The 20,353-nt window shown below is 42.1% G+C and carries 18 protein-coding genes; 13 read left to right on the top strand and 5 right to left on the bottom strand.

The annotated features are described in order from the left end of the window. Positions 1-48 precede the first annotated feature (48 nt). The 4 genes from BCU91_RS01570 to BCU91_RS01555 all read left to right on the top strand — a co-directional run bounded on the left by BCU91_RS01570 (position 49) and on the right by BCU91_RS01555 (position 8,039). Positions 49-1,002 carry a LysR family transcriptional regulator gene (locus BCU91_RS01570; RefSeq protein WP_102519929.1) on the top strand — a complete coding sequence of 318 codons (954 nt, stop codon included), beginning with the start codon at positions 49-51 and terminating at the stop codon, positions 1,000-1,002. 164 nt (positions 1,003-1,166) lie between these two features. Then, positions 1,167-2,369, top strand: coding sequence for an ABC transporter substrate-binding protein (locus BCU91_RS01565; RefSeq protein WP_102476036.1), 1,203 nt, complete (start codon positions 1,167-1,169; stop codon positions 2,367-2,369). Between the two features lie 21 nt (positions 2,370-2,390). Further along, on the top strand, positions 2,391-4,790 hold the full coding sequence (locus tag BCU91_RS01560; RefSeq protein ID WP_102437021.1) for an ATP-binding protein: 2,400 nt from the start codon (positions 2,391-2,393) through the stop codon (positions 4,788-4,790). 198 nt (positions 4,791-4,988) lie between these two features. Continuing rightward, complete coding sequence (locus BCU91_RS01555) at positions 4,989-8,039, top strand: UvrD-helicase domain-containing protein (protein ID WP_102530750.1); 3,051 nt, start codon at positions 4,989-4,991, stop codon at positions 8,037-8,039. 49 nt (positions 8,040-8,088) lie between these two features. Here the strand turns inward: BCU91_RS01555 and ftsZ are convergent, their stop codons facing one another. Both ftsZ and BCU91_RS01545 read right to left on the bottom strand, forming a co-directional pair. Continuing rightward, positions 8,089-9,246 (bottom strand): cell division protein FtsZ, encoded by a 1,158-nt coding sequence (ftsZ, locus tag BCU91_RS01550; RefSeq protein ID WP_102530749.1) that lies wholly within the window; start codon positions 9,244-9,246, stop codon positions 8,089-8,091. A gap of 53 nt (positions 9,247-9,299) precedes the next feature. Beyond that, on the bottom strand, positions 9,300-10,307 hold the full coding sequence (locus BCU91_RS01545) for a WYL domain-containing protein (RefSeq protein WP_102530748.1): 1,008 nt from the start codon (positions 10,305-10,307) through the stop codon (positions 9,300-9,302). Positions 10,308-10,744: 437 nt separating this feature from the next. Here BCU91_RS01545 and BCU91_RS01540 point away from each other — a divergent pair, with 437 nt between their 5' ends. The 7 genes from BCU91_RS01540 to BCU91_RS01505 all read left to right on the top strand — a co-directional run bounded on the left by BCU91_RS01540 (position 10,745) and on the right by BCU91_RS01505 (position 15,665). Next, positions 10,745-11,986 (top strand): site-specific integrase, encoded by a 1,242-nt coding sequence (locus tag BCU91_RS01540; protein ID WP_102530747.1) that lies wholly within the window; start codon positions 10,745-10,747, stop codon positions 11,984-11,986. Continuing rightward, entirely contained in the window at positions 11,979-12,581 is a 603-nt protein-coding gene (locus BCU91_RS01535) for a hypothetical protein (RefSeq protein ID WP_102530746.1), read from the top strand. Before BCU91_RS01540 ends, BCU91_RS01535 begins: the two co-directional genes overlap by 8 nt. A gap of 88 nt (positions 12,582-12,669) precedes the next feature. Beyond that, positions 12,670-12,846 (top strand): AlpA family transcriptional regulator, encoded by a 177-nt coding sequence (locus BCU91_RS01530; RefSeq protein ID WP_102530745.1) that lies wholly within the window; start codon positions 12,670-12,672, stop codon positions 12,844-12,846. 43 nt (positions 12,847-12,889) lie between these two features. After that, entirely contained in the window at positions 12,890-13,318 is a 429-nt protein-coding gene (locus BCU91_RS01525; RefSeq protein ID WP_102530744.1) for a hypothetical protein, read from the top strand. Between the two features lie 254 nt (positions 13,319-13,572). Then, the gene (locus BCU91_RS01520; protein ID WP_102530743.1) at positions 13,573-14,139 is read left to right on the top strand and encodes an inovirus-type Gp2 protein; all 567 of its coding nucleotides are present in this window, start codon (positions 13,573-13,575) and stop codon (positions 14,137-14,139) included. Positions 14,140-15,000: 861 nt separating this feature from the next. Next, positions 15,001-15,324 (top strand): hypothetical protein, encoded by a 324-nt coding sequence (locus tag BCU91_RS01510; RefSeq protein WP_102530741.1) that lies wholly within the window; start codon positions 15,001-15,003, stop codon positions 15,322-15,324. After that, positions 15,321-15,665 (top strand): hypothetical protein, encoded by a 345-nt coding sequence (locus tag BCU91_RS01505; RefSeq protein ID WP_102530740.1) that lies wholly within the window; start codon positions 15,321-15,323, stop codon positions 15,663-15,665. The genes BCU91_RS01510 and BCU91_RS01505 overlap by 4 nt, the downstream gene beginning before the upstream one ends. A gap of 129 nt (positions 15,666-15,794) precedes the next feature. Here BCU91_RS01505 and fis read toward each other — a convergent pair whose 3' ends face one another. From fis to prmA, 3 genes are all read right to left on the bottom strand, one after another. Then, positions 15,795-16,100: a DNA-binding transcriptional regulator Fis gene (gene fis, locus BCU91_RS01500; protein ID WP_011494902.1), complete on the bottom strand. Its 306-nt coding sequence runs from the start codon at positions 16,098-16,100 to the stop codon at positions 15,795-15,797. 18 nt (positions 16,101-16,118) lie between these two features. Further along, positions 16,119-17,087: a tRNA dihydrouridine synthase DusB gene (gene dusB, locus BCU91_RS01495; RefSeq protein ID WP_102437013.1), complete on the bottom strand. Its 969-nt coding sequence runs from the start codon at positions 17,085-17,087 to the stop codon at positions 16,119-16,121. Positions 17,088-17,260: 173 nt separating this feature from the next. Next, positions 17,261-18,142: a 50S ribosomal protein L11 methyltransferase gene (gene prmA / locus BCU91_RS01490; RefSeq protein WP_102437011.1), complete on the bottom strand. Its 882-nt coding sequence runs from the start codon at positions 18,140-18,142 to the stop codon at positions 17,261-17,263. A 317-nt stretch (positions 18,143-18,459) separates the two neighbouring features. On the opposite strand from prmA, the gene BCU91_RS01485 reads away from it, so the two are divergent. After that, a complete protein-coding gene (locus BCU91_RS01485) occupies positions 18,460-19,365 on the top strand; it encodes a LysR family transcriptional regulator (protein ID WP_102437009.1) in 906 nt (301 codons plus the stop codon). A 212-nt stretch (positions 19,366-19,577) separates the two neighbouring features. Continuing rightward, positions 19,578-20,318, top strand: coding sequence for a fumarate reductase cytochrome b subunit (locus tag BCU91_RS01480; RefSeq protein WP_102437007.1), 741 nt, complete (start codon positions 19,578-19,580; stop codon positions 20,316-20,318). Positions 20,319-20,353 lie beyond the last annotated feature (35 nt).

Here is a 20,353-nt window from a genome sequence, read left to right as displayed (position 1 = left end):
CGAAAATATTAATTTAAATAATTCAGTTTAAATATAAGTAGGATTGATATGGAATTACGTCACATTAAATACTTTGTTGTATTGGCTGAATTAAAACACTTTCATAAAGCTGCCGCAGAGTTAAATATTACTCAGCCGTCACTATCCAAAAGCTTGCAAAAACTCGAATTATTAGTTGGTGGTAAGCTATTTCAGCGCGACTCTAAAAATATGACGCTAACCCCTTTGGGGGAAATGGTATTAGCTCATAGCCAAAACATTGTAAAGCAGCACGATAAACTAAAACGCGATATCGCCAGCTTTCATGGTGAAAATGAGCATGAAATTAGCATTGGCGCCAGCCCTATTCCATCAAACTGTTTAGTGGGCCCTATATTGGGGCAGTTTATTCAGGCTTGTCCCAAAATGACCATTGATTTTAAAGTGGATCATTGGCAATCATTAACAGAGCTGTTACTTCAAGGAAAGTTGGATTTGTTTGTTGCGGAAGCCAAAGTGACTGAGCTTGAAGATAACCCATTACTTCACTTACAAGCGCTGCCACCATTTCCGGTGATATTTTGTTGTCGTCCTGATCACCCGCTTACTAAGCTGCCGAGATTATATTTAGCGACATTTAGAGATTATCCTTTGGCGATCCCATTGAAATTGCCCATTACCATCGCCAATCAATTTGAAGACTTATTTCAATTACAAAGAGATGATTTTGCCGGTTTAATTCGTTTTGATCAGCTTCACTCAATTAAAGACGCTATTTTTCATTCAGATTTAGTAGTGCTAACTCCAGAAATAGCAGTACGTGATGAATTATTAGCGGGCACCTTGGTGCAGCTTAGCCCGCAATTGATGCCGAAACTGAATGCTAAGTTCAGTATTGTTAGCCTAGCAGAAAACCAACAAAGCCAATCGATTAAGGTGTTTAGCGAGTTTATTGTGCAGCGAGCTAACTCAGTTAAGGACTCAGTTAATGAGCTTGAAAACTTAGATATACAAATTGCGTAAGGCTGAAAAGTAGGGCAAACCTAACGAGTATCAAACTAACTTAGCTTGGCATGACTGCGTTACTGGCACAAATAGCATCACAATTTATATGGTTATTTTCAGAGGGTAGGCTATAACTAAGATGCTTGACTAAAATTGCCGCATGCCAACCAAGGATTGTCAGTATGCTTAAAATTGTATTTTTGCTTCTATTATTTAGTTATTCCCTCGAGATACTCGCCTCTCCTAAGTTTTTTAAAGTTTACTTTGATGCCGATAGAACGGGTCATATTGAATCGTCATTAGCAATTGAACAGGGTTTTAAAGTCGCATTTGAACAGGCAGATAATAAACTTGGTGGCCTTGGTGTGGAATTTGTCACCTTAGATCATCGAGGTAATGTCGGCAGAAGCAAAAAGAATATGGACCGTTTTTTGAAAGATCCTAATGGGATAGTGTTTATAGGCGGTCTGCATTCCCCGCCATTAATAAAATATCGAGATTTTATTAATGAGTCACAATTGCTCACCCTTGTCCCTTGGGCTGCTGGTGGACCAATTACTCGATACCCCTCAAAAGATAATTTTGTTTTTCGGCTTTCGGTAGATGATCAAAAAGTTGGCAAGCACTTAGTTGATTTTGCGATGCAAAAACAATGTAAAAAACCACACATGATGCTCGAAAATACCGCTTGGGGTAAATCTAATTATCGCAGTATGACTTCTGCCCTTGAGGCTTATGGCATGACTGAAGTGGGGGAAACTTGGTTTGCTTGGGGGATAAACCCAGCGCAAGCAAGATTATTATTAGCAACCGCCCAAAAAGAACAAGTTGACTGCTTATTTATGGTCGCAGGGGCCACAGAAGGGGCGTTAATCGTAGCCGCTGTGGCTGAGCTGGGTTTGGATATTTCAATATACAGTCACTGGGGGATTACCGGTGGGGATTTTGCCACTGTGGTGCCATTTGAGATCCGCAATAAAGCAAATTTACACTTCATACAATCATGCTTTAATTTTTATAGCTCAGAGGTAACTGATTTTAATCAGCAGGTTTTTAATGATGCTAAAGCTATGTTTCCAGAGCAGTTTGTTGATAAAAACATCAAATCGCCGGCAGGCTTTGTTCATGGTTATGATCTCGGTAAAATTTTTATCGCAGCCGCCAATAATGTCAGTTTTACTGACAATATAGTCACTAATCGCATCGCAATGAAGCAGGCACTGGAGTCGATGACAGCGCCGGTTGACGGATTAATAAAACAATATCAGGCACCATTTAGTGTATTTAGCCATAGCGCCCCAGATGCCCATGAGGCGCTAGATGAAAACGATTTATGTATGGCGATATACGATGATATTAATGCGGTTAAATTGATTGAGCAGTAAGCCTAAGGCGTCGAATTTATTATGTGGTTTGATAAAAAAAATGGAATGCATTTATTTTCGCTGTTTATTTTGTTGGGGGCCATTACCTTTATGGCGTCCAGTTATATTTTTGTGTCCAATCAGGCCGCTGAAACTGCAAAACTCATCAATGAAGAGAATTTAAAAGGTAAATTTTCTGCAATTGAACAATACGTTGCCGAGTTCATCGGCGCCCATGAAAGGGATGTTAATAAAATATCCACTTACCCTGATGTTATCAGCGCGACGCTAGAAGGTGTTGATGATAAACATACCTTACATGACCAACTATCACTGATAAAACCACATGATGTAGATACTTTTGTGAACCTGTATGACTTTGCTGGCGAGGGCATTTATCTTGAATTTGAGCTTGGGGAGCAACTAAGACATTACCTGGTTGAGGGGATTAATGATGAGTCAATTCTTAATGATAACAACTATATCTTTTTTAACGAGCGTGGCCAAGATTACTTATTAATCACTGAGCCGATACGATATCACGCATTAGCTGAGGGCTTGACTGCTTATATTATCCAGTTAAATGACTCGCAATTAATAGGTCGATTAATTGCAGATAAAAATCATTGGTTTGGGATCAGACAAGACAGGTTTAACTGGGCTATGTCTCCCCAGGGTGGCTGGCAGACTCAAGCGAAAATGATCCCCCAATTTGATATTTATCTTCTGTATGCATCATCGCCACAATTTGTTGAAAAAATAGAGTCAGACTTCTTACGAAGCTTATTTCTTAGAATGCTGCTTGCTACCAGTATGACCATTTTACTCTTGTATTTTTTGGGTAGAAAAATCTTAGTATCCCCCTTTCAGTCATTAGCTCGCTCACAGCAATTACTTGAGCAACAGGCGGAAAATTTAAAAAATAAAGAGGCTGAATCAACTCGACTTGCGCGGGTTGTCAAATATATGCGAGATGCGGTGGTATTTACCGATCCTGATATCAAAATAATTTGGGTCAATGGTGCATTTGAGAAGATGACAGGCTATAAAAAACATGAAGTGTTGGGCATGAAACCCGCAGATTTACTGCAAGGGCCAAAGACTAGCAAAGTAACGGCTCGTAAAATTGGTGAGCTAATAAAAAATAGAGGCTTTGGTACTTTTGAGATAATTAACTACACCAAGAGTAACGAAGCCTATTGGTTAGAGGTGCAAATTGGGCCGCTGTATGATGATTCAGGTGAGCTAGAAGGTTTTATGGCGGTTGAGCGTGATATTACTGAGCGCAAAGAATTGGAAGACTCGTTAAAACTCACTGCCAAAAAAGCCGATGCCGCAAATATCTCAAAATCGCAGTTTTTAGCATCAATGAGTCATGAGCTTCGCACTCCAATGAATGGCGTGTTAGGTATGACAGAACTGATTAAAGACACTTCTCTTAATGTTGAACAAGAAGAGATGGTCAATACCTTATTGAGATCAGGAAAGCACATGCTATCTGTGCTCAATGATATTTTGGATTTTTCAAAAATTGAAGCGGGGAAATTAACCTTAAATTTAACCCGTTTTACCATCAACGAACTCAAGTCGGAAGTTGAACCGATTTATAAAGCCTTGTGCGATGAAAAAGGCTTGGCATTTAGCTTTGAGTCGGCTGGCGAGCAAGATAAAGTTTGTGTCGCTGATAAGATCCGAATTCAACAAATACTACAAAACTTGCTCAATAATGCGTGGAAGTTTACCCCTCAAGGCCATATTGCCGCGTCAATTAACGTCATCAATAATGAGGCTGAGCCGTTATTAGAAATTATTGTGTCTGATAGCGGTATTGGTATTAATAAAGATAAACAAGATTATGTTTTTCAGGCATTCTCTCAAGCTGAAGCGGATACCACCCGTCGGTTTGGCGGCACTGGGCTAGGGCTGGCGATTATCTCTGAGCTGGTGAATGTTATGGGAGGTAGCATAGAACTCAATAGTGAGCTGGGGGTAGGTAGCCAGTTTAGAGTGAGTATACCGATTAAATTAGATGCCAAACCGCAACAGGTCACAGGTCATCATAGCTCTATGTTTGATGGCTCAGGTTTAAAAGTGCTTATTGTTGAAGATAATAAAATCAATGTAAAAGTGATGAAGATGTTCCTCAACAAACGCGGCTTTGATTGTGAGGTCGCTGAAAACGGTCAAATTGGTGTCGATAAAGTGCAAGCAACACACTTTGACTTGGTGATCATGGATAATCATATGCCGGTGATGGACGGCATTGCCGCGACCAAGGCAATTAAAGCGTTAAACTTGGCTAATGAGCCGTTAATTATTGGCTGTACCGCAGATGCTTTTGAGCAAACCCGTATCGATATGATCAGCATGGGGTGTACTGAGGTTGTCACTAAGCCTATTCATAGCTCTAAATTAGACGAGATCTTAATCGCTATCTTTTGAGCTTACTCATAGCGATAGCCCGCAAGCCTGCTTACATAAAACGCCTGTCTATCTCATTAACCCCAGTTGCGGTTAACTCAATTGCCCATCGCTAAATCATTAGCAGATAAAGATCATGCTTAGGCGCTTAAGATTAAGCTATAGTGACGCCTAAATATCAATAGTTTGCTGTTCAGCCATTAAGTCGTAGGTTGTAAATTGTTACCAGAAAAATTTAAAAAATCAGAAAAAACGATCAAGCATAGTTGGTTTGGGCGCCTGTATTTAGGCGCTGCAGATGACATTAAATTATCGGCTAATGGCATTGAGTTTCGTGCTCAGCAAGGTCGTTTATTTAGGCATTGGTTTACAGCAAAACCTGTACCTCAGCTGCAACAATTTACTTGGCAGCAACTGGCTGCGCCAGCCGAGTTTACCCCAAGCTTTTTAGGCAGTTTGCTTCGATTTCAAGCCCAAGGCCAGTTTTATCAGGTGCCATTTCTGGGCTACTTTTCTAAAGCCAAATTCAAACAAGAGATTGAACAATATTGGGCGCAAGCTCATGAGCAGCAGCTGTGTGAGTTAGTTGCCCGCATTGAGCATACCTTAGCGAATAAGTATTTACGTCAGTCGTTACTTGGGCAAATGCAGCCTCGCATTAAACGTGAATATCGCCGCTGGTTTCCATGGTGTAAATCGGCGGGGTTATCGGTAACGCTTAACGCTGCGTTAGTGAAATTATCTGGCTTTTATCATTGGAATAACGCCAAGATAGCGCAAATTCGTTCGGCTTATGTTGACAGGCAATTAGTCAAATATGCAGACTTTTTTGATAATGTTGAATCAAAGCCATTAACCGATAAACAGCGCCGCGCTTGCGTTATAGATGATGATAACAATTTATTACTGGCAGGGGCTGGCACCGGTAAAACCAGTGTAATGGTGGGGCGTGCAGGCTATTTAGTTGCCAGCGGTCAAGCGCAAGCAGCGGATATTTTATTGTTAGCTTATGGCCGCAAAGCCGCTGATGAAATGGATGACCGCATCAAACAAAAACTCGGCACTGATGATATCAAAGCCAGCACCTTTCACAGCCTTGGTTTAAGGATTATTGCAGCAGTGGAAGGCAAGCAGCCCAGTTTGTCACCATTGGCAGAAGATGACCAAGCCAAAGAGAAATGGTTACAACTCCAGCTTGATTACTTGCTTAAAGATGAGGTTTACCGCAAACGGCTGTGTGAGTTTTTTAGCCAATATTATTATGTGGAAAAAAGCCCATTTGATTTTGAATCCGAAGGCGAGTACTTCCAATACTTAACTGACAATGATATTCGCACGCTTAAAGGCGAGCGGGTTAAGAGTTTCGGCGAACTGTATATTGCTAACTGGCTATTTAAAAACGGCATTGAATATCGCTATGAAGCCAAGTATGAGCATGATGTTAGTAGTGTTGATTTTCGCCAGTACCAGCCTGATTTTTACCTGCCAGAATATGATGTTTATATTGAATATTACGGCATTGATGAGGCTAATAATACCGCCAGTTATATCGATAATCAGGCTTATCTTGAGTCGATACAGTGGAAACGCGAGTTACATCAACAGCATGATACTGCCTGTATTGAGCTATTTTACTATCAGCATAAAAAGGGCCAGTTAACGGCAGAATTGCAACAGGCATTAACGGCATTTGAACTGCAATATGCGCCGCTGCCCGATGACGCGATACTGGCAACCCTTAATGAGCTTGGGCGGGTGACTGAATTAGCCAAATTATTTAGTCAGCTTATTGGTTTATACAAAGCGGCTTGCCTTGATAATAAAGGCCTAGACAAGCTATTTAATCAAGCTACTGATCCCAAGCAAAGCCGTAAGGCATTTGAATTGCTCCAGCCCATATTAACCGCTTACCAACAGCAGTTAGCTGCAAATGGCGATATCGATTTTGAAGACATGATTGCCAAGGCGCTTAACTATATACAAACAGGGCAATTCATTAGCCCGTGGCGTTATATTATGGTGGATGAATTTCAAGATATCTCCGAGCCTAGAGCGCGTTTAGTTAAAGCATTAACACAGGCTTACCCAACACAGAGTAAAACAACAGTGTCACTGTTTGGTGTTGGCGATGACTGGCAGGCTATTTATCGTTTTAGTGGCGCAGATGTCAGCCTAACGACCCATTTTAGTGACTATTTTGGCGCAGCTGCGACAAGCTATCTTGACCAAACATTTAGATTTAATAGCAGCATTGGCGATGTTGCTACCCAGTTTGTCACTCAAAATCCGGCGCAGCTTAAAAAACAGATTCGCTCCAACGTGACAGTGACCCAAGCGGCGGTATCAGTGATTAAGCGCGGCGAACATGAAGCCGCCACAGCTGACAACCCAAGCCCTAATGCGTTAGCGCAAGCATTGTCGGCGATTAGTGCTAGGATCAATAAGCTTAAAGCTGGCGCAAAGCAACCGACAGTGTACTTACTGGCCCGCTTTTGGTTTCAGCTGCCAGATAGTAATGCCCTAAGACTACTGAATCAGCAATACTCCAATATAACCATTGAGTGTCAGTCCTTTCATGGCGCTAAAGGTAAAGAGGCTGACTATGTGGTGATCATCGGGATGAAAACCGGCCAGCATGGCTTTCCATCAAATAAAATCATCCCGCCTTTGTTAGATGCCTTTTTAGCAAAAGAAGAAGACTTTAAGTACGCTGAAGAGCGACGGTTATTTTATGTGGCGTTAACCCGTGCTAAGCATCGCGCCTATGTGCTGGCCGATATGACCGACGTCAGCCCGTTTGTCACAGAGCTTATTCAAGATGGTTATGCCATTGAGCAAGCAGAATTTACGACCTCTATAGTGCAAAGGCTGTTTGAAGATATTAACTGTGTTCGCTGCACCACAGGAGTATTAAAGCAAAGAACCGGTAACTTTAAATCATTCTATTCCTGTTGCCACTTTCCTTTGTGCGACCACAAAGAAGCAGGCTGCGAGCTTTGTGCAAGCCCCATGACCCGTAAACGCTTTGCAGGCTTTAAAGTCTGTCTTAATGATCAATGCGCCCATACCACACCGTTATGCAGCGTTTGCGGCGCTGATATGGTGCTAAGAAAAAGCGCTCGGGGGGAATTCTGGGGCTGTAAAAATTATCGTGGTAGTCATCGTCAAAGTAGCAAGGCTAACAGCAGGCAAAGTTGCACCCATGCAGTTGATAAAGCCAAGCTAGTACTGCCGAAGTCGATCGACTTGAAAGGAGTGAGCCTTCTCTGATGCTATCAAAGATATAGCAGCAGCTAGCGGCTCACCCTAGGGGCCGATATTATTGCCCTGCTGTTTTTTGATTTAAGTTACGGGTATAAGTCGGGACATCGAGCTCAGCTAAGCAATGATTATCATCGTTACTGCCTACAGACTTTTCTTTTAGAAAATCGTGAAGATTAAGCAGCTCTACTGATGCAAAGCGGTCTGTTGAAGGCGGTACTTTAACATCATCCATAATGATTACTGATTGGTCGGTTGCGGCTTGAATACCGGTGGCAATCACCATCAATTCCAGCTCGCAATCCAGCTCAGGCACTATGGTTAATCCAATTATCACCAATGCACTAGGGTCGAGTTGCTGCTGCAGGGTTTCGCCAATCATATTATATTGGCTGAGCTCAATATTTTCAGATGCCATCACACTGACAATCGCTCCTTTGGCATGAGTCAGCTCAACGTCTTCCAGTAATGGATTTTTAAGGGCGCTATTAATCGTCACTTGGATATCTGCACCTGGCATTTGCTTCGCCACTCCCATAGCGGCTCGTCCATGGTGATTTACCACCGCAATGAAATCATTGAGATCGATATTAATCAAACCTGATTGGCTAATGGTGGTGGTTAACCCCAGCAATACATCTTGCAAAATACGGTTACTTTCAAAAAAGGCGTTAACTAGGCTGACTTTCTTATCCAGAGTTTTAGTCAGTTTGTCATTAGGTAACACGATTACAGCATTGGCGTGCTGCATTAATTTATCGACGCCTTTATTGGCCAGAAGATTCCTTTGCTGGCCTTCAAAACTAAAAGGGGTGGTAACCACGGCAATTAATGGTTTATTTAGCGCTGCGGCGACTGAAGCCACGAACGGGATGGCGCCAGTGCCAGTGCCGCCGCCCATACCGCCAGTAATAAAAATGATGTCGGCGAGTTCAATAAGCTCTTTTATTTGTGCTTCAGACTCCTGCGCAGCAGCTTGACCTTTTTCGGGCTTAGCGCCCGCACCTAATCCTTTAGTGGCTTCAATGCCAATTTGTAATCGAGTGCTAGATTGAGAGGCCTGCAGTGATTGTGCATCAGTATTGACGGCAATCAGCAGGACGTTGTCATTGAATGGCGATTGGCTAAGTTGATTTATGGTATTGCAGCCGCAGCCTCCCACACCGAAAACGGCAATGCGAGGTGATGGGCTGTTTTGCGTCAGTAAGTCAAACATCGATTCATCTCCTTGAAGTTATGCTATGCAGGGTAACTTAAGGATGCGACAGCCTAAGACGCAGCATTTTGGTAGCGCGCATTGACCTTGTTAATTAATCGAGTGAAATGGGCTCTTAATTTGGCCGGTGCTAGCACTTCGACATTGTCAGCCATGCTCCACAACAATGTTCTTAATCCTGAGGTGTCTTCAACGGTTGCTTCAACCAGATAGCGTTTATCTTCTAACTGCTTAACAGTTTGATTGTCACTGAGCTTGGCATTGCGCATGATAAAGTTTGCTGATGCAGAAAAAAGCAATTCAATATCAATCAACTCCGCTTGGTTTTCCATTTTTCTACGGGCAATATTAGCTTCACTTCGAGTAATGGAAGGGGTGTCCAGCACTCGCACATTACGTAGTAAGTCGATGGATTTGGCAAAAAGTTTTGGCTCAACCGTGCCAATGGTAAAGGTCAGTAGTGCGACACCATCTGATATTTGTATACCTTCAGGATTAATGGGCGTGTAATCAAGCCAATAGCTTTTCCCTTGGATCACTCGCTTTATTTGGCAGGCAATCTGGCGCTTGTTAAGCAGTGCCGATTGCACAGCTTCAAATATTTGTGGATCTTGCTGCTCAATTATAAAAGGAAAAGGTTTAGGTAACTGCGCCACGCGGCAGGCCCAGTAAAGCCAAGGGTTATCAGGATCATTTCCTAATATTTGATCTGCACGGTCAAAATAAGGGGTCAACTGCTTAAGGCTTTGGGGAGGCAGCAGTTGGCTAGCACTGTGCTTTAGGGTGTAAAATGCCAATGCCATGTGATTATCCATCAAGGTCAAGTTAAGACCACGCCAACAGGCGGCAATCGACCAGCCAAAAGGCTTGCTTCTGTCATCGAGCACTATGCCAAACAGTCCCATGTCGTACATGGCTTTTAATTCCCGCTGCACGGTTCTTAATCCAATATCAAAATCACGACTTTGCAGTCTTGCAGTGATGTCATTAGCGGTAATGCGCCTTGGATGAGCAGGTATTTGTTCCAGCATGGCAATTTGGCGTTGGATATTGATTTGCATCGATGTTCTCCCGATTATCTATGCCATGAGCATAATACTACCCTGCGACAGAATCTGACGCACTAAGCATTTTTTGTATCATTATCTGATATTTAACCATGAGTAAAAGTTAAAGTTTTAGCTTCGGAATTACGTTGAAGGAAAGCGGAATCGAATACAGGAAGGGGCAACAAAACAACGGGGGTACATATGGGGGGACATATCAACAAAAACGGGCTTTCCATTGCTGGAAAGCCCGTTTCAATACAACAGCTTAAGAATTGCTTCTTAGTTCATGCCGTATGGACTGTATAGTTATCTTTTTATATCTTACTAATTCCTGGTTTGCCTTCCTAACTTATTGTCACAAAAGGTTTACCTTCAATATTGCATCTCGTTTTATCTCGGAGTATTCTAACAGGTATCAACTTACTTGTGGGTTTAAGTGTGGGTTTAAAATGTCTCTAGTCGCTTCTAAACTGGATAAAATGTTAAAAGGGTTCGAAGGTAGGACACCTAAGAAACTAGCCGATAGAGACGGGTTGATAGCCTTATGTCGTCCATCTGGTAAGGTTTCATTTGTGTTTAGGTTCCGATTTGATGGTAAGCAACAAACCCTTACACTTGGTGAATATACTGGCAAGCCACAAGGAATGGCGTTGTCGGTTGCTAGAAGTAAGGCAGCCGAGTGCAAGGCATGGCTTAATGACGGCTATAACCCTTCTGTTAGGACTAAGCTTATCAAGAGTGGTAACGCAAAACCTGTGACTGTGAAGGATGCTTTAGAGCACTGGATAGATAACCACGCCAAAAAGAACAGAGTTAATTGGTCTAAGGTTCAATCTCAGTTTAATAAATGGATTTACCCAAAAATCGGAGAACTGCCTCTTGCAGATTGTGGTACTAGCAACTGGATAGCGGTATTTGATAAGTATAAAGCCGTTCACCCTGTGGGTTCTGGTTATGCTTTCCAAGCGGCTAAACAGGCGCTAAAGTTTTGTCGAGTGAGGAAGTATGCGGTTAGCAATGCTTTGGATGATCTTTCAATGGCAGATGCTGGAAGTGTCCAAAAGGCTAAGAAACGAGTGTTAAACTTTGACGAGTTATCCGAATTAATTCAATGGATAGATTCGTTATCCCCCCATAAATATTATGCAAATATTGCCGCAATACTTCTTGCTACTGGTGCGAGAACTCAAGAAGTTAGATTATCAAAAATAGATGAATGGGATCTTGATAAGCGCCTCTGGACAGTGCCAGAAGAACACAATAAGAATAAAAAAAAGCTCGACAGTAAAGGGCTAAACGCTGAGATCCTAAGACCAATACCCAAGCATCTAATACCGTTAATAACAGAGCTAAAGCAACGGGCTATCGATAGCAATTGTGAATATATACTGGGAGAACTAAAACAGTCTCCAGCCGTCAGTAGTTTTGCGCCAACACTAGCCCAAAAATTAGGTCATGAAAAATGGAACTGGCACGATTTAAGGAGAACACTTGCAACTGTGTTAAATGAAAATGGAGTAAACCCGCTAACAGTAGAAAGCTTGTTAGGTCACTCATTGCAGGGATCTATGAGCCACTACGTTCATGCTGACAGATTAAGAGATAAATCCATTGCTTTGGATACATGGCGAAACCTGCTCGCTAATGAAGAAGCTAACAATGTAATAGTGATGAGTGCTGGTAATGAGTAAATTTCCCTTCGAAAGTTATTTTGATGATGACGATAATTATTACTGTGAGTTTGATGAGTTTAGGGCTGAACTATATGCGGTTGGCTCCTCATCCCAAATTGTTAATAATGTGATGGACAGGCTTCGCGAATGGAGAGTAAATAATGATCCTAGTTACTTAGACCTAGCTATTGTTCTACTGTCCACTGATGGGGTAGCAATACCGCCGATGATTACGAAAGAATTGGCAAAAGTAGCTTGGGGGAGGCTGAATGGTGATTATAAACCTTCTGAATCAGGAAAGAGTATGCGTAATGCAATGACTGAATTAGCTCTTAATCAGGCTATGCATTGGATTACGTTATTGAACACTTATTGTGGCATAACTAAGCACAAAGCAAGTAAAATGGCAGCAACACTGTTACTTGCTAAATTCCCTACAATGGAATCTTTCGAGGCTAGCACGTTAGAAAAGAGGCACCCTCAACTTGTTTCAAAAACATTTATCAATAACCTTAAAAAAACAACTCCTGAATGGTCAGCGGCAGACCAAGAAAAATTTATTAAGCAATTCCCAGAAATAGCAGAAAGGTTTAATAAATCAAGTCGTCATTAACCCGACAAAACTACCGCAATTTATTCCCTAAATTATTATCTTAAATCTCCTTAGTATGTTGGTTGTCTTCTCAAACAAGGTAACTAACATGACTAAATATCTCTCTTACAGTGATCTAGAAACCCGCTATAACCGTTCAAGTAAATCTATCTGGCGATGGTGGAAAGTCGATAAACGCTTTCCTGCACCTACTCGTATTAATGGGGTTTTACTTGGCTGGACAATTGAGCAAGTAGAAGCGTTCGAGCAAGGTCAATTCTCTTAAACAATCTATTAAAACTAACCCGCCAACATAAAAAGGATTACAGATGAAAAAGAGTATTACCCCTAAAAAGCTGGCCGCTGCAAAGTGCCTATTAACGCGACTGCTTAACGGTGAGGAGTTCACTGAAAAGGAGATATCAGATCAGTATGGTTATGGAGGAAGCCGTTTGATTGATGTTGTTAGATACGAGCCGTTATGGGTTCCAGTCCCAGATGCTAGAAAAGGGCGCATATATAGGGTTATGCCAGAAGAGATACAAGGATATTTTGATGGGTGTGGGCGTAAGATTCAGGAGAAAAAGCAAAGAAGTAAATACTACGCGCAAGAGCATGTAAAAGTTAAGAAGAAGCTGCATGAGATATCTGGAAGAAACGAGGCATCAAAGAGCCGAATATTAAGCATGGTCTACGAAGTGCTAAACGAGCTAACGGCCAACGATGACCCAGAAAGGCAAAAGGAGCCTAAACAATAAGTTCAAACCCCTTTCATTAGAACATGGTTAGCGGCTCAATCTTGGCGGAGCGACCGTTAACCATCATCCAAGGATAGCTTAACAATGAGCATTCATTCAAGCGTTAACCTAGCGCCTAAGAATTTGAAGGTTTCCGACCCCTCCAAAAATAAGACATACCTATATTGCTGGTGGGTAGCGGGTTGCCATTTGCAGGTTTCCGACCCGTTTAAATATTATCTATATAGCACCTACTTTTTAATGATGGTGCTTTAATGGCTTATTCAACCAAAAAGCTCACGTTGAAACATGGTGATTATGTGATTGAGATTTTGAGCGGGTCGTTAGGTTGGCATCGGAAAATTATGTTGGCTGGATTGGGGCAGATTGAAAGCCTTTTAACTCATACCGATAGAATTTTTGTTATTCGGATGGATTGTCACCCATCTGGCTTTTCAACGAACAACAGCCAAATAGAGGTGTTTATAAGGCGCTTCAAGAGGAAGTTAAGGCGGCGCTATCCTGAGCTATTAATCGGTCACTTGTGGGTTAGGGAGCATGAGAAAGCTAAGAATCAACACTACCACTTTGTATTGATGGTAGACGCTAATCGGATTCCTCATTCGAACGTGGTTACTGATGCTGCGGTGGGGGTTTGGGAGAGGTTAACAGGCATTCACCCGCACATACCAAAGAACCCATTTTACTTAGTAAAGCGAGGTGATAAACAGTCAGTGCAGGAAGCTGCAAAGCGAATGAGTTATTTAGCTAAATCTAGGGGGAAGGGTTACAGACCCGACCAAACTAAGGATTATGGTTCGAGTAGAATTAAGGCGGCTTAATGGATTGGTATGTTTATATTGGAGGTGTATGGGCAATCGGTGATTTTTTTCGTGTTCTCATTGGGCTTATTAGATCAATAGTGGTTCAGAACCAAAATAAGAACGGCAAGGTTAGTTGCTCGACAACTACGTATAAACAGCTTTAATGGTTCATTAGAAAAGGTTTTTCGTATGATTGGTTGCTTCACTGGGCACAGAACAAGACGATATATTGACAGTAAACAGCGCATAGAAGCTAAGTCATTCAAGCCATTCATTAAAGAGCATAGCAAGAGGTTCAAGCTAGATAGCCCCGATAAATATCCCCAAGAATTTACCATTAAATCTCATAGTGAGTTACTGACAGTCCTATGGTTTGAATCAGAAGGTAATGAAAATTTCCCAGTGCCTTTGGTATGGGACAACACTAAATACCCCCGTTTGATATTCCTTTGTCCATGCTGTGAGTCCAAAAGGCTTTATCTATACGGTGCATCAAATGGTTGGGCTTGTAGGAAGTGTTTAAACCTTCATTACAGCGTGCAGTCGATGACTACTGAGGAAAGGTTAAGGAAACGTATTAGAAAACTTAGGCGCTTAATCTGGGGGGCTAACGCTTCAATGGATACTTTTGATAGGTCGTATGCTTGCGGGAAGCCAAGGCTAGTAAGGCATAAGCAATTTATTGATGATGTTGTTAAATTAAACCAGCTTGAAGATCGTTACCTTGAATTGGTGGAAAAACGATTTTCTAAGTTAGAGGTTAGAATTACGGAGCTAATGCGGGAGGTCAGATCTACATAAATTATTGGTATTGAGCAATGAAAAGGTGTTAAAAGTAACTATATAAATTAAGTCAAAAGCCTAGATTAAGGGATTAAAATGAAAAGGTTTATAGGGTTGGCATTTATTTTTCTTGTTAGCTTATCAGCTCAATCGGAAGAGTTTGTAATAGAGTCAGTCAAAATAATGGATAAAGAGCCTCATTATGCAAACTCACGCCATTCTAGAATCACAGTGTTAATACCGAAAAACATAAACAGAGGTTACTCTGTTGAATGCACATACTACAAAATGATTAAGGATAGCGACCCTGAAATTGTGGCATCAACAAATCACTTAGCTTTAAAAGTAACACCTGAATGGACGGTAAAGGCTAAACCAGAAGATATCGATTTTGTTATCTGTAAGGGAATTGAGCTATGAGTCGAATTTTAGTTATTTTTTCTATATTGCTTCTAAGCGGTTGTGCAGCGCCAACTTTAAAAATGGTTAATCATGTAGGGGCGATTACCTATGAAGGGAATGCTGAGTATAGCTCTAAGCAAACCGAACAAGGTTTATTTGTCGTTGCGTTTCGCAGTGTGCACAGGTTTCTACCAGATACTCAAAAAGATTATCAAGAGTGCAGTGACGTGCTGAATACTGTAGCTAAAAACTATAAGCCAGTTTTATGGAATGAGGTTACTGTGGCTGCACATGAATACAATGGGGTGACAGGAACGGCCAATACAACATGTTCATTTACTTTCAAAGAAGTCATTTAAATCGTTATTTTCCGCTAACGAAATGAAGGGTAATATATTAAATGTGGGTTTAACTGTGGGTTCAAAATGTAAAACGGGCTAACTATTTCTAGTTAACCCGTTTTTATACAACAGCTTAGAGGTTTAACTCTAGTTCATGCCGTATTTTTTTAATTTTTTGCGTAAAGTGCCACGGTTAATACCTAGCATGTTCGCTGCACGTGTTTGGTTGCCACGTGTGTGTTGCATGATGATGTCTAGTAAAGGTGCTTCAACTTCACTTAATACCATTTCATATACTTCAGACGCTTCTTGACCGTCTAACTGAGAGAAGAAGTTTGTTACTGCGCGCTTAACTGCGTCACGTAATAATTGTGGCTTGATTGTACCGTTAGCGGTTTCAATCTTACCTACGGTTAGCTGGTGAACTTCTGTGTTAGTTGTCTGATCAAACATTCTATTCTGCTCTTTATATTAAAAATTAACTAATTCATCAAAGTAACATTCCACAAGGGAATATTGCTGTTCAGCGGTTTCAAGCCTATTGAAGTCAGCACGAAATTGACGCTGCTCTTCTTGGTTTAGGTACCATCCCATGTGCTTTCTAGCAAATCGGACACCTTTGTACTCGCCGTACAATTCGTACAAAGCGTTAAGGTGTTCGAGCATGATTTCTCGTTGCTCGCTTGCCTCAACTGGCGGTAATTTGTTACCTGTTTCCAAGTAGTGGTGAATTTCTCTAAAAATCCACGGTCTGCCTTGGGCTCCTCGTCCTACCATTACAGCATCGGCGCCAGTGTAGTCTAAGACGAACTTAGCTTTTTCTGGACTGTCGATATCTCCATTGGCAACAACAGGGATTGAGACATTTTGTTTTATTGCTTTAATCGTGTCGTATTCGGCAAAGCCTTTATACATACACTGCCTAGTGCGGCCGTGAACGGCTAAGGAGGCAATGCCACAATCTTCGGCAATATGAGCAATTTCAACACCATTACGGTGTTCAGGTTGCCAGCCTGTGCGAATCTTTAGCGTTACCGGTACATCAACTGCACTAACAACAGCCTGTAAAATCGCTTTTACTAGCTGGGGATCTTGCATTAATGCTGATCCAGCAAGCTTCTTATTCACTTTTTTGGCAGGGCAGCCCATATTGATGTCAATGATGTGAGCGCCTTGTTCAACGTTGAACTGGGCGGCCGCAGCCATTAAATCAGGATCTGCACCTGCAATTTGTACTGAACGAATACCTTCTTCACCAGAATGCATCATGCGCTGGCGGCTTTTATCGGTATCCCAAACTTCGGGATTAGATGAAAGCATCTCTGAAACCGCTAGGCCTGCGCCATAACGTAAACAAAGATTTCGAAAAGCGCGATCGGTGACACCTGCCATTGGTGCCACGATCAGCTGATTTTTCAGTTGATAGGGGCCAATTTGCATTGAGTTATTCACCATGCTCGTCAAAGGGGCGCTATATTAGCCCTTTTTTACCGTCCTGAAAAGGTCAATAAATGAACTAAAGATAACTTTTTTGCTTGACTTTTAGTTGTGGAGTCGTCAGCGCCCCTTTTGGCGTAAAACTAGCTGTCATAAGGGGTGTGCTGCCTTTACCGTTATTTGCGGGTGCCTGTCAAGCGGCTCCAGTCTTCTTTGTGAGCCGCTTCATCCATGATGAACCATTGGCTGTAGAATTGTGATACTTCTTCTGCTTGCTCTTGTAGTAAGCCTGAAAGGGCTAACTTACCACCTGTTTTGACTTTCTCTGCAATCAATGGGGCAAGCTCGCGCAGTGGGCCGGCTAAGATGTTAGCGACTAAGATATCAGCCTGTAAATTTTCTGGTTGGTTTTCGGGTAAATACAGTGACAACTGCTCGACAACACCGTTGCGCTCGGCATTGGCTGTCGATGCATCAATGGCTTGATAGTCAATATCAACCCCGGTGACCTTCTTCGCGCCAAGCTTTAATGCAGCAATGGCTAAGATGCCTGAGCCACAACCAAAGTCGATAACTTCTTTATCTGACAAATCTAAGCTGTCTAACCACTCTAAACATAATGCGGTGGTTGGGTGAGTACCAGTACCGAAGGCTAAACCTGGATCAAGAATAACATTTACTGCGTCTGGTTCAGGGATGTCACGCCAGCTTGGGCAAATCCATAAACGCTGACCAAATTTGATGGGGTGGAAGCTGTCCATCCATTCACGAACCCAGTCTTTATCTTCTACTTGTTCAATTTTATGGTTAAAGCCTTTACCTAAGCAGGGAACTGACTCTAATAACTCTATGGTCGGTGCTAAATCAGTGCCAGCATCAAATAAGGCCATTAATATGGTGTCTTGCCATAAAGGTGTTTCACCTAGTTTAGGCTCGAAAATTGGCTCATCTTGGCCGTCTTCGTAGGTGATAGACACAGAACCTTGATCCATCAATAAGTCGCCTAGCATGTCTGCATGATCGCGATGAGTGTGAATTCGTAATTGGATCCAAGGCATGGGATTTTCCTAACTGATAATAAAATTAAACATGAATTGGCGGCTATTATAGCTGATGCCATAACGAGGTGGCAGATATTCCTTTGGGTTTATCGGCCAAAAAGCAAAAACGCGCCAAATGATAACTATTTAGCGGCTGATATTTGTTGTGAAACATTGGTTTTTACACTTCAGAAGTGGACTGATTGTGGGACTATTTCACCGCGATGAGTGTATTTGAGTCAAATTGACTATGATGATTTAGAGGGTAATATTTGTATCGTTATCAAAATTATTTTAGTAATGAATGATTAAGATGTGAGATTAAGGTCCAGACAATGCAGATAAATGATTTACACCTGTTTGTGCGAGTGGCTGATTGCGGCAGTATTGGCGCTGCTGCAGTTGAGCTAGATATTTCAGCTGCTGCGGCAAGTGCAGCATTAAAACGATTAGAGAAACAGTTAAATAGCGTACTGTTTATTCGCACCACTCGTAGCTTGCGTCTGACCGCCGAAGGTGAGCATTATCTGATCCATTGTCGCGAGGCGCTGGCGCAATTGCAATTAGGCCAGCAAGCCTTGTTAACCGAAAAAGGTCAAATCTCAGGTCAGCTCAATATCTCAGTCTCTTCTGACTTTGGCCGGAATGTATTCTTACCTTGGTTAGATAGTTTTCTACTGCAGTATCCAGATTTAACCATTCAACTGCATATAGGCGATAGCCTTAGCCATTTTCAGCACGATAAAATTGATATGGCGTTACGTTATGGCATACCGCCTGATTCAAGCCAAGTGGCGTTTAATATTTGTCATACTCAACGGGTGTTATGTGCCTCTTCTGCTTATATTCAGCATCATGGCGAACCTAAAAGCCCAGCTGAATTAGCGCAGCACAATTGTTTAATTTATAAGGTTGATGAACGTAATTATGATTTGTGGACGTTAATTAACGAGCAGCAGAGCTTTAAAATACGGGTGAGTGGTGATCGAAGTAGCAATGATGCTGATGTCACTCGTCGGTGGGCAGTATCAGGCCAAGGCATTGTATTTAAATCGGCTTTAGATGTTGTAGATGATTTAAATAGCGGTCGACTGCAACAGATATTGCCTGGATTTACCAGTGAGGCGATGCCGTTGAATCTCATTTGTGCAGGGCGACAGCATGTCAGCCCTGCCATGTTGTTAATGCGTGATAAACTGCGGCAACATTGCCTGCAATTACAACAAGCTGTGGCTATTTAGTCTTATGTTTAGAGGGTTTGATATCAAGTTCAAATCTTTATCTCAAAGCGCAGTGGCTTGCTAACATCTCACGATTCGCGTTGGTGTGATCTGCGTCTGACTCTTGCCTTGCGGTGGGTGATCTGGGTCACTTGCTGGTTTTTGGTTATTGCTACCGTTTGTGAACTTGATATGGTCATAAGTCATATTGAATTTACAGGACGTGCAAATTTATGGCTGATCAACCCGCTCTTGAAGCGCTAACCTCTGCAGCAAAAAAGACCAGCGGATTCTCTCATCCTGTATGGGCCGCTCGGGCCGATATGCTTCAAAGTGCAACTGGCCTGTTACTTGGCATATTCATCATTATGCATCTGCATTTTGAGTCGAGTATTTTGATCAGTAAAGAAGCCTTTTATCATGTAGGCCACTTCTTAGAAGGGGGCATGTTCAGTGAAACTGGCCATGGCTTTCCTGTTCTGACTAAATTCATTTCGGCATTTATGCTGATAGTCTTATTAATCCACGCTGTATTTGCCTTACGTCGCTTTCCTGCACAAATAAAGCAATGGCGGGCACTTAGAAGTCAAATGACCATTATGCCTCACCAAGATACTAAAATTTGGTTTTGGCAGTTAATTACGGGTTTTTTACTGTTCTTTCTCGCCCCCGTTCACTTGTTTGACATGATCACCAATCCTGAAATCGGCCCGCATTTATCGGCTGAGCGTGTTTACCACCAAGATGTGTGGATGCTGTATGTCTTGCTATTACCTGCTGTGGTATTGCATGCCATGTTTGGTCTCTATCGCCTAGCGGTAAAGTGGGGCGTGACCACAAAGCGTATGGCGGCGCTTAAGCTTGCCAAAATAATGGTGGTTTACTTAATGATTATTGGTATCGCAAGTTTATTGACCTACATCTTTATTGGGCAATCGTTGGAGTTACCCGTAACGCCTTTTGTACCGAGTTAAAGACACAGTGACTGTGCACAGTCATGCACCATTGA

Origin of the sequence: Shewanella sp. 10N.286.52.B9 (genome assembly GCF_002873635.1) — a bacterium.
In the GTDB taxonomy this organism is placed as follows: Bacteria; Pseudomonadota; Gammaproteobacteria; order Enterobacterales; family Shewanellaceae; genus Shewanella.
The sequence above is the reverse complement of the archived record's forward strand: the minus strand, read 5'-3'. Positions and strand labels throughout refer to the sequence as shown.

What these genes read in the sequence shown, in the direction of transcription:
- BCU91_RS01570 (WP_102519929.1), top strand. Translation starts at nt 49, where the DNA reads ATGGAATTACGTCACATTAAATACTTTGTTGTATTGGCTGAATTAAAA.
- BCU91_RS01565 (WP_102476036.1), top strand. Translation starts at nt 1,167, where the DNA reads ATGCTTAAAATTGTATTTTTGCTTCTATTATTTAGTTATTCCCTCGAG.
- BCU91_RS01560 (WP_102437021.1), top strand. Translation starts at nt 2,391, where the DNA reads ATGTGGTTTGATAAAAAAAATGGAATGCATTTATTTTCGCTGTTTATT.
- ftsZ (WP_102530749.1), bottom strand. Translation starts at nt 9,246, where the DNA reads ATGTTTGACTTACTGACGCAAAACAGCCCATCACCTCGCATTGCCGTT.
- BCU91_RS01545 (WP_102530748.1), bottom strand. Translation starts at nt 10,307, where the DNA reads ATGCAAATCAATATCCAACGCCAAATTGCCATGCTGGAACAAATACCT.
- BCU91_RS01540 (WP_102530747.1), top strand. Translation starts at nt 10,745, where the DNA reads ATGTCTCTAGTCGCTTCTAAACTGGATAAAATGTTAAAAGGGTTCGAA.
- BCU91_RS01535 (WP_102530746.1), top strand. Translation starts at nt 11,979, where the DNA reads ATGAGTAAATTTCCCTTCGAAAGTTATTTTGATGATGACGATAATTAT.
- BCU91_RS01530 (WP_102530745.1), top strand. Translation starts at nt 12,670, where the DNA reads ATGACTAAATATCTCTCTTACAGTGATCTAGAAACCCGCTATAACCGT.
- BCU91_RS01525 (WP_102530744.1), top strand. Translation starts at nt 12,890, where the DNA reads ATGAAAAAGAGTATTACCCCTAAAAAGCTGGCCGCTGCAAAGTGCCTA.
- BCU91_RS01520 (WP_102530743.1), top strand. Translation starts at nt 13,573, where the DNA reads ATGGCTTATTCAACCAAAAAGCTCACGTTGAAACATGGTGATTATGTG.
- BCU91_RS01510 (WP_102530741.1), top strand. Translation starts at nt 15,001, where the DNA reads ATGAAAAGGTTTATAGGGTTGGCATTTATTTTTCTTGTTAGCTTATCA.
- BCU91_RS01505 (WP_102530740.1), top strand. Translation starts at nt 15,321, where the DNA reads ATGAGTCGAATTTTAGTTATTTTTTCTATATTGCTTCTAAGCGGTTGT.
- fis (WP_011494902.1), bottom strand. Translation starts at nt 16,100, where the DNA reads ATGTTTGATCAGACAACTAACACAGAAGTTCACCAGCTAACCGTAGGT.
- dusB (WP_102437013.1), bottom strand. Translation starts at nt 17,087, where the DNA reads ATGCAAATTGGCCCCTATCAACTGAAAAATCAGCTGATCGTGGCACCA.
- prmA (WP_102437011.1), bottom strand. Translation starts at nt 18,142, where the DNA reads ATGCCTTGGATCCAATTACGAATTCACACTCATCGCGATCATGCAGAC.
- BCU91_RS01485 (WP_102437009.1), top strand. Translation starts at nt 18,460, where the DNA reads ATGCAGATAAATGATTTACACCTGTTTGTGCGAGTGGCTGATTGCGGC.
- BCU91_RS01480 (WP_102437007.1), top strand. Translation starts at nt 19,578, where the DNA reads ATGGCTGATCAACCCGCTCTTGAAGCGCTAACCTCTGCAGCAAAAAAG.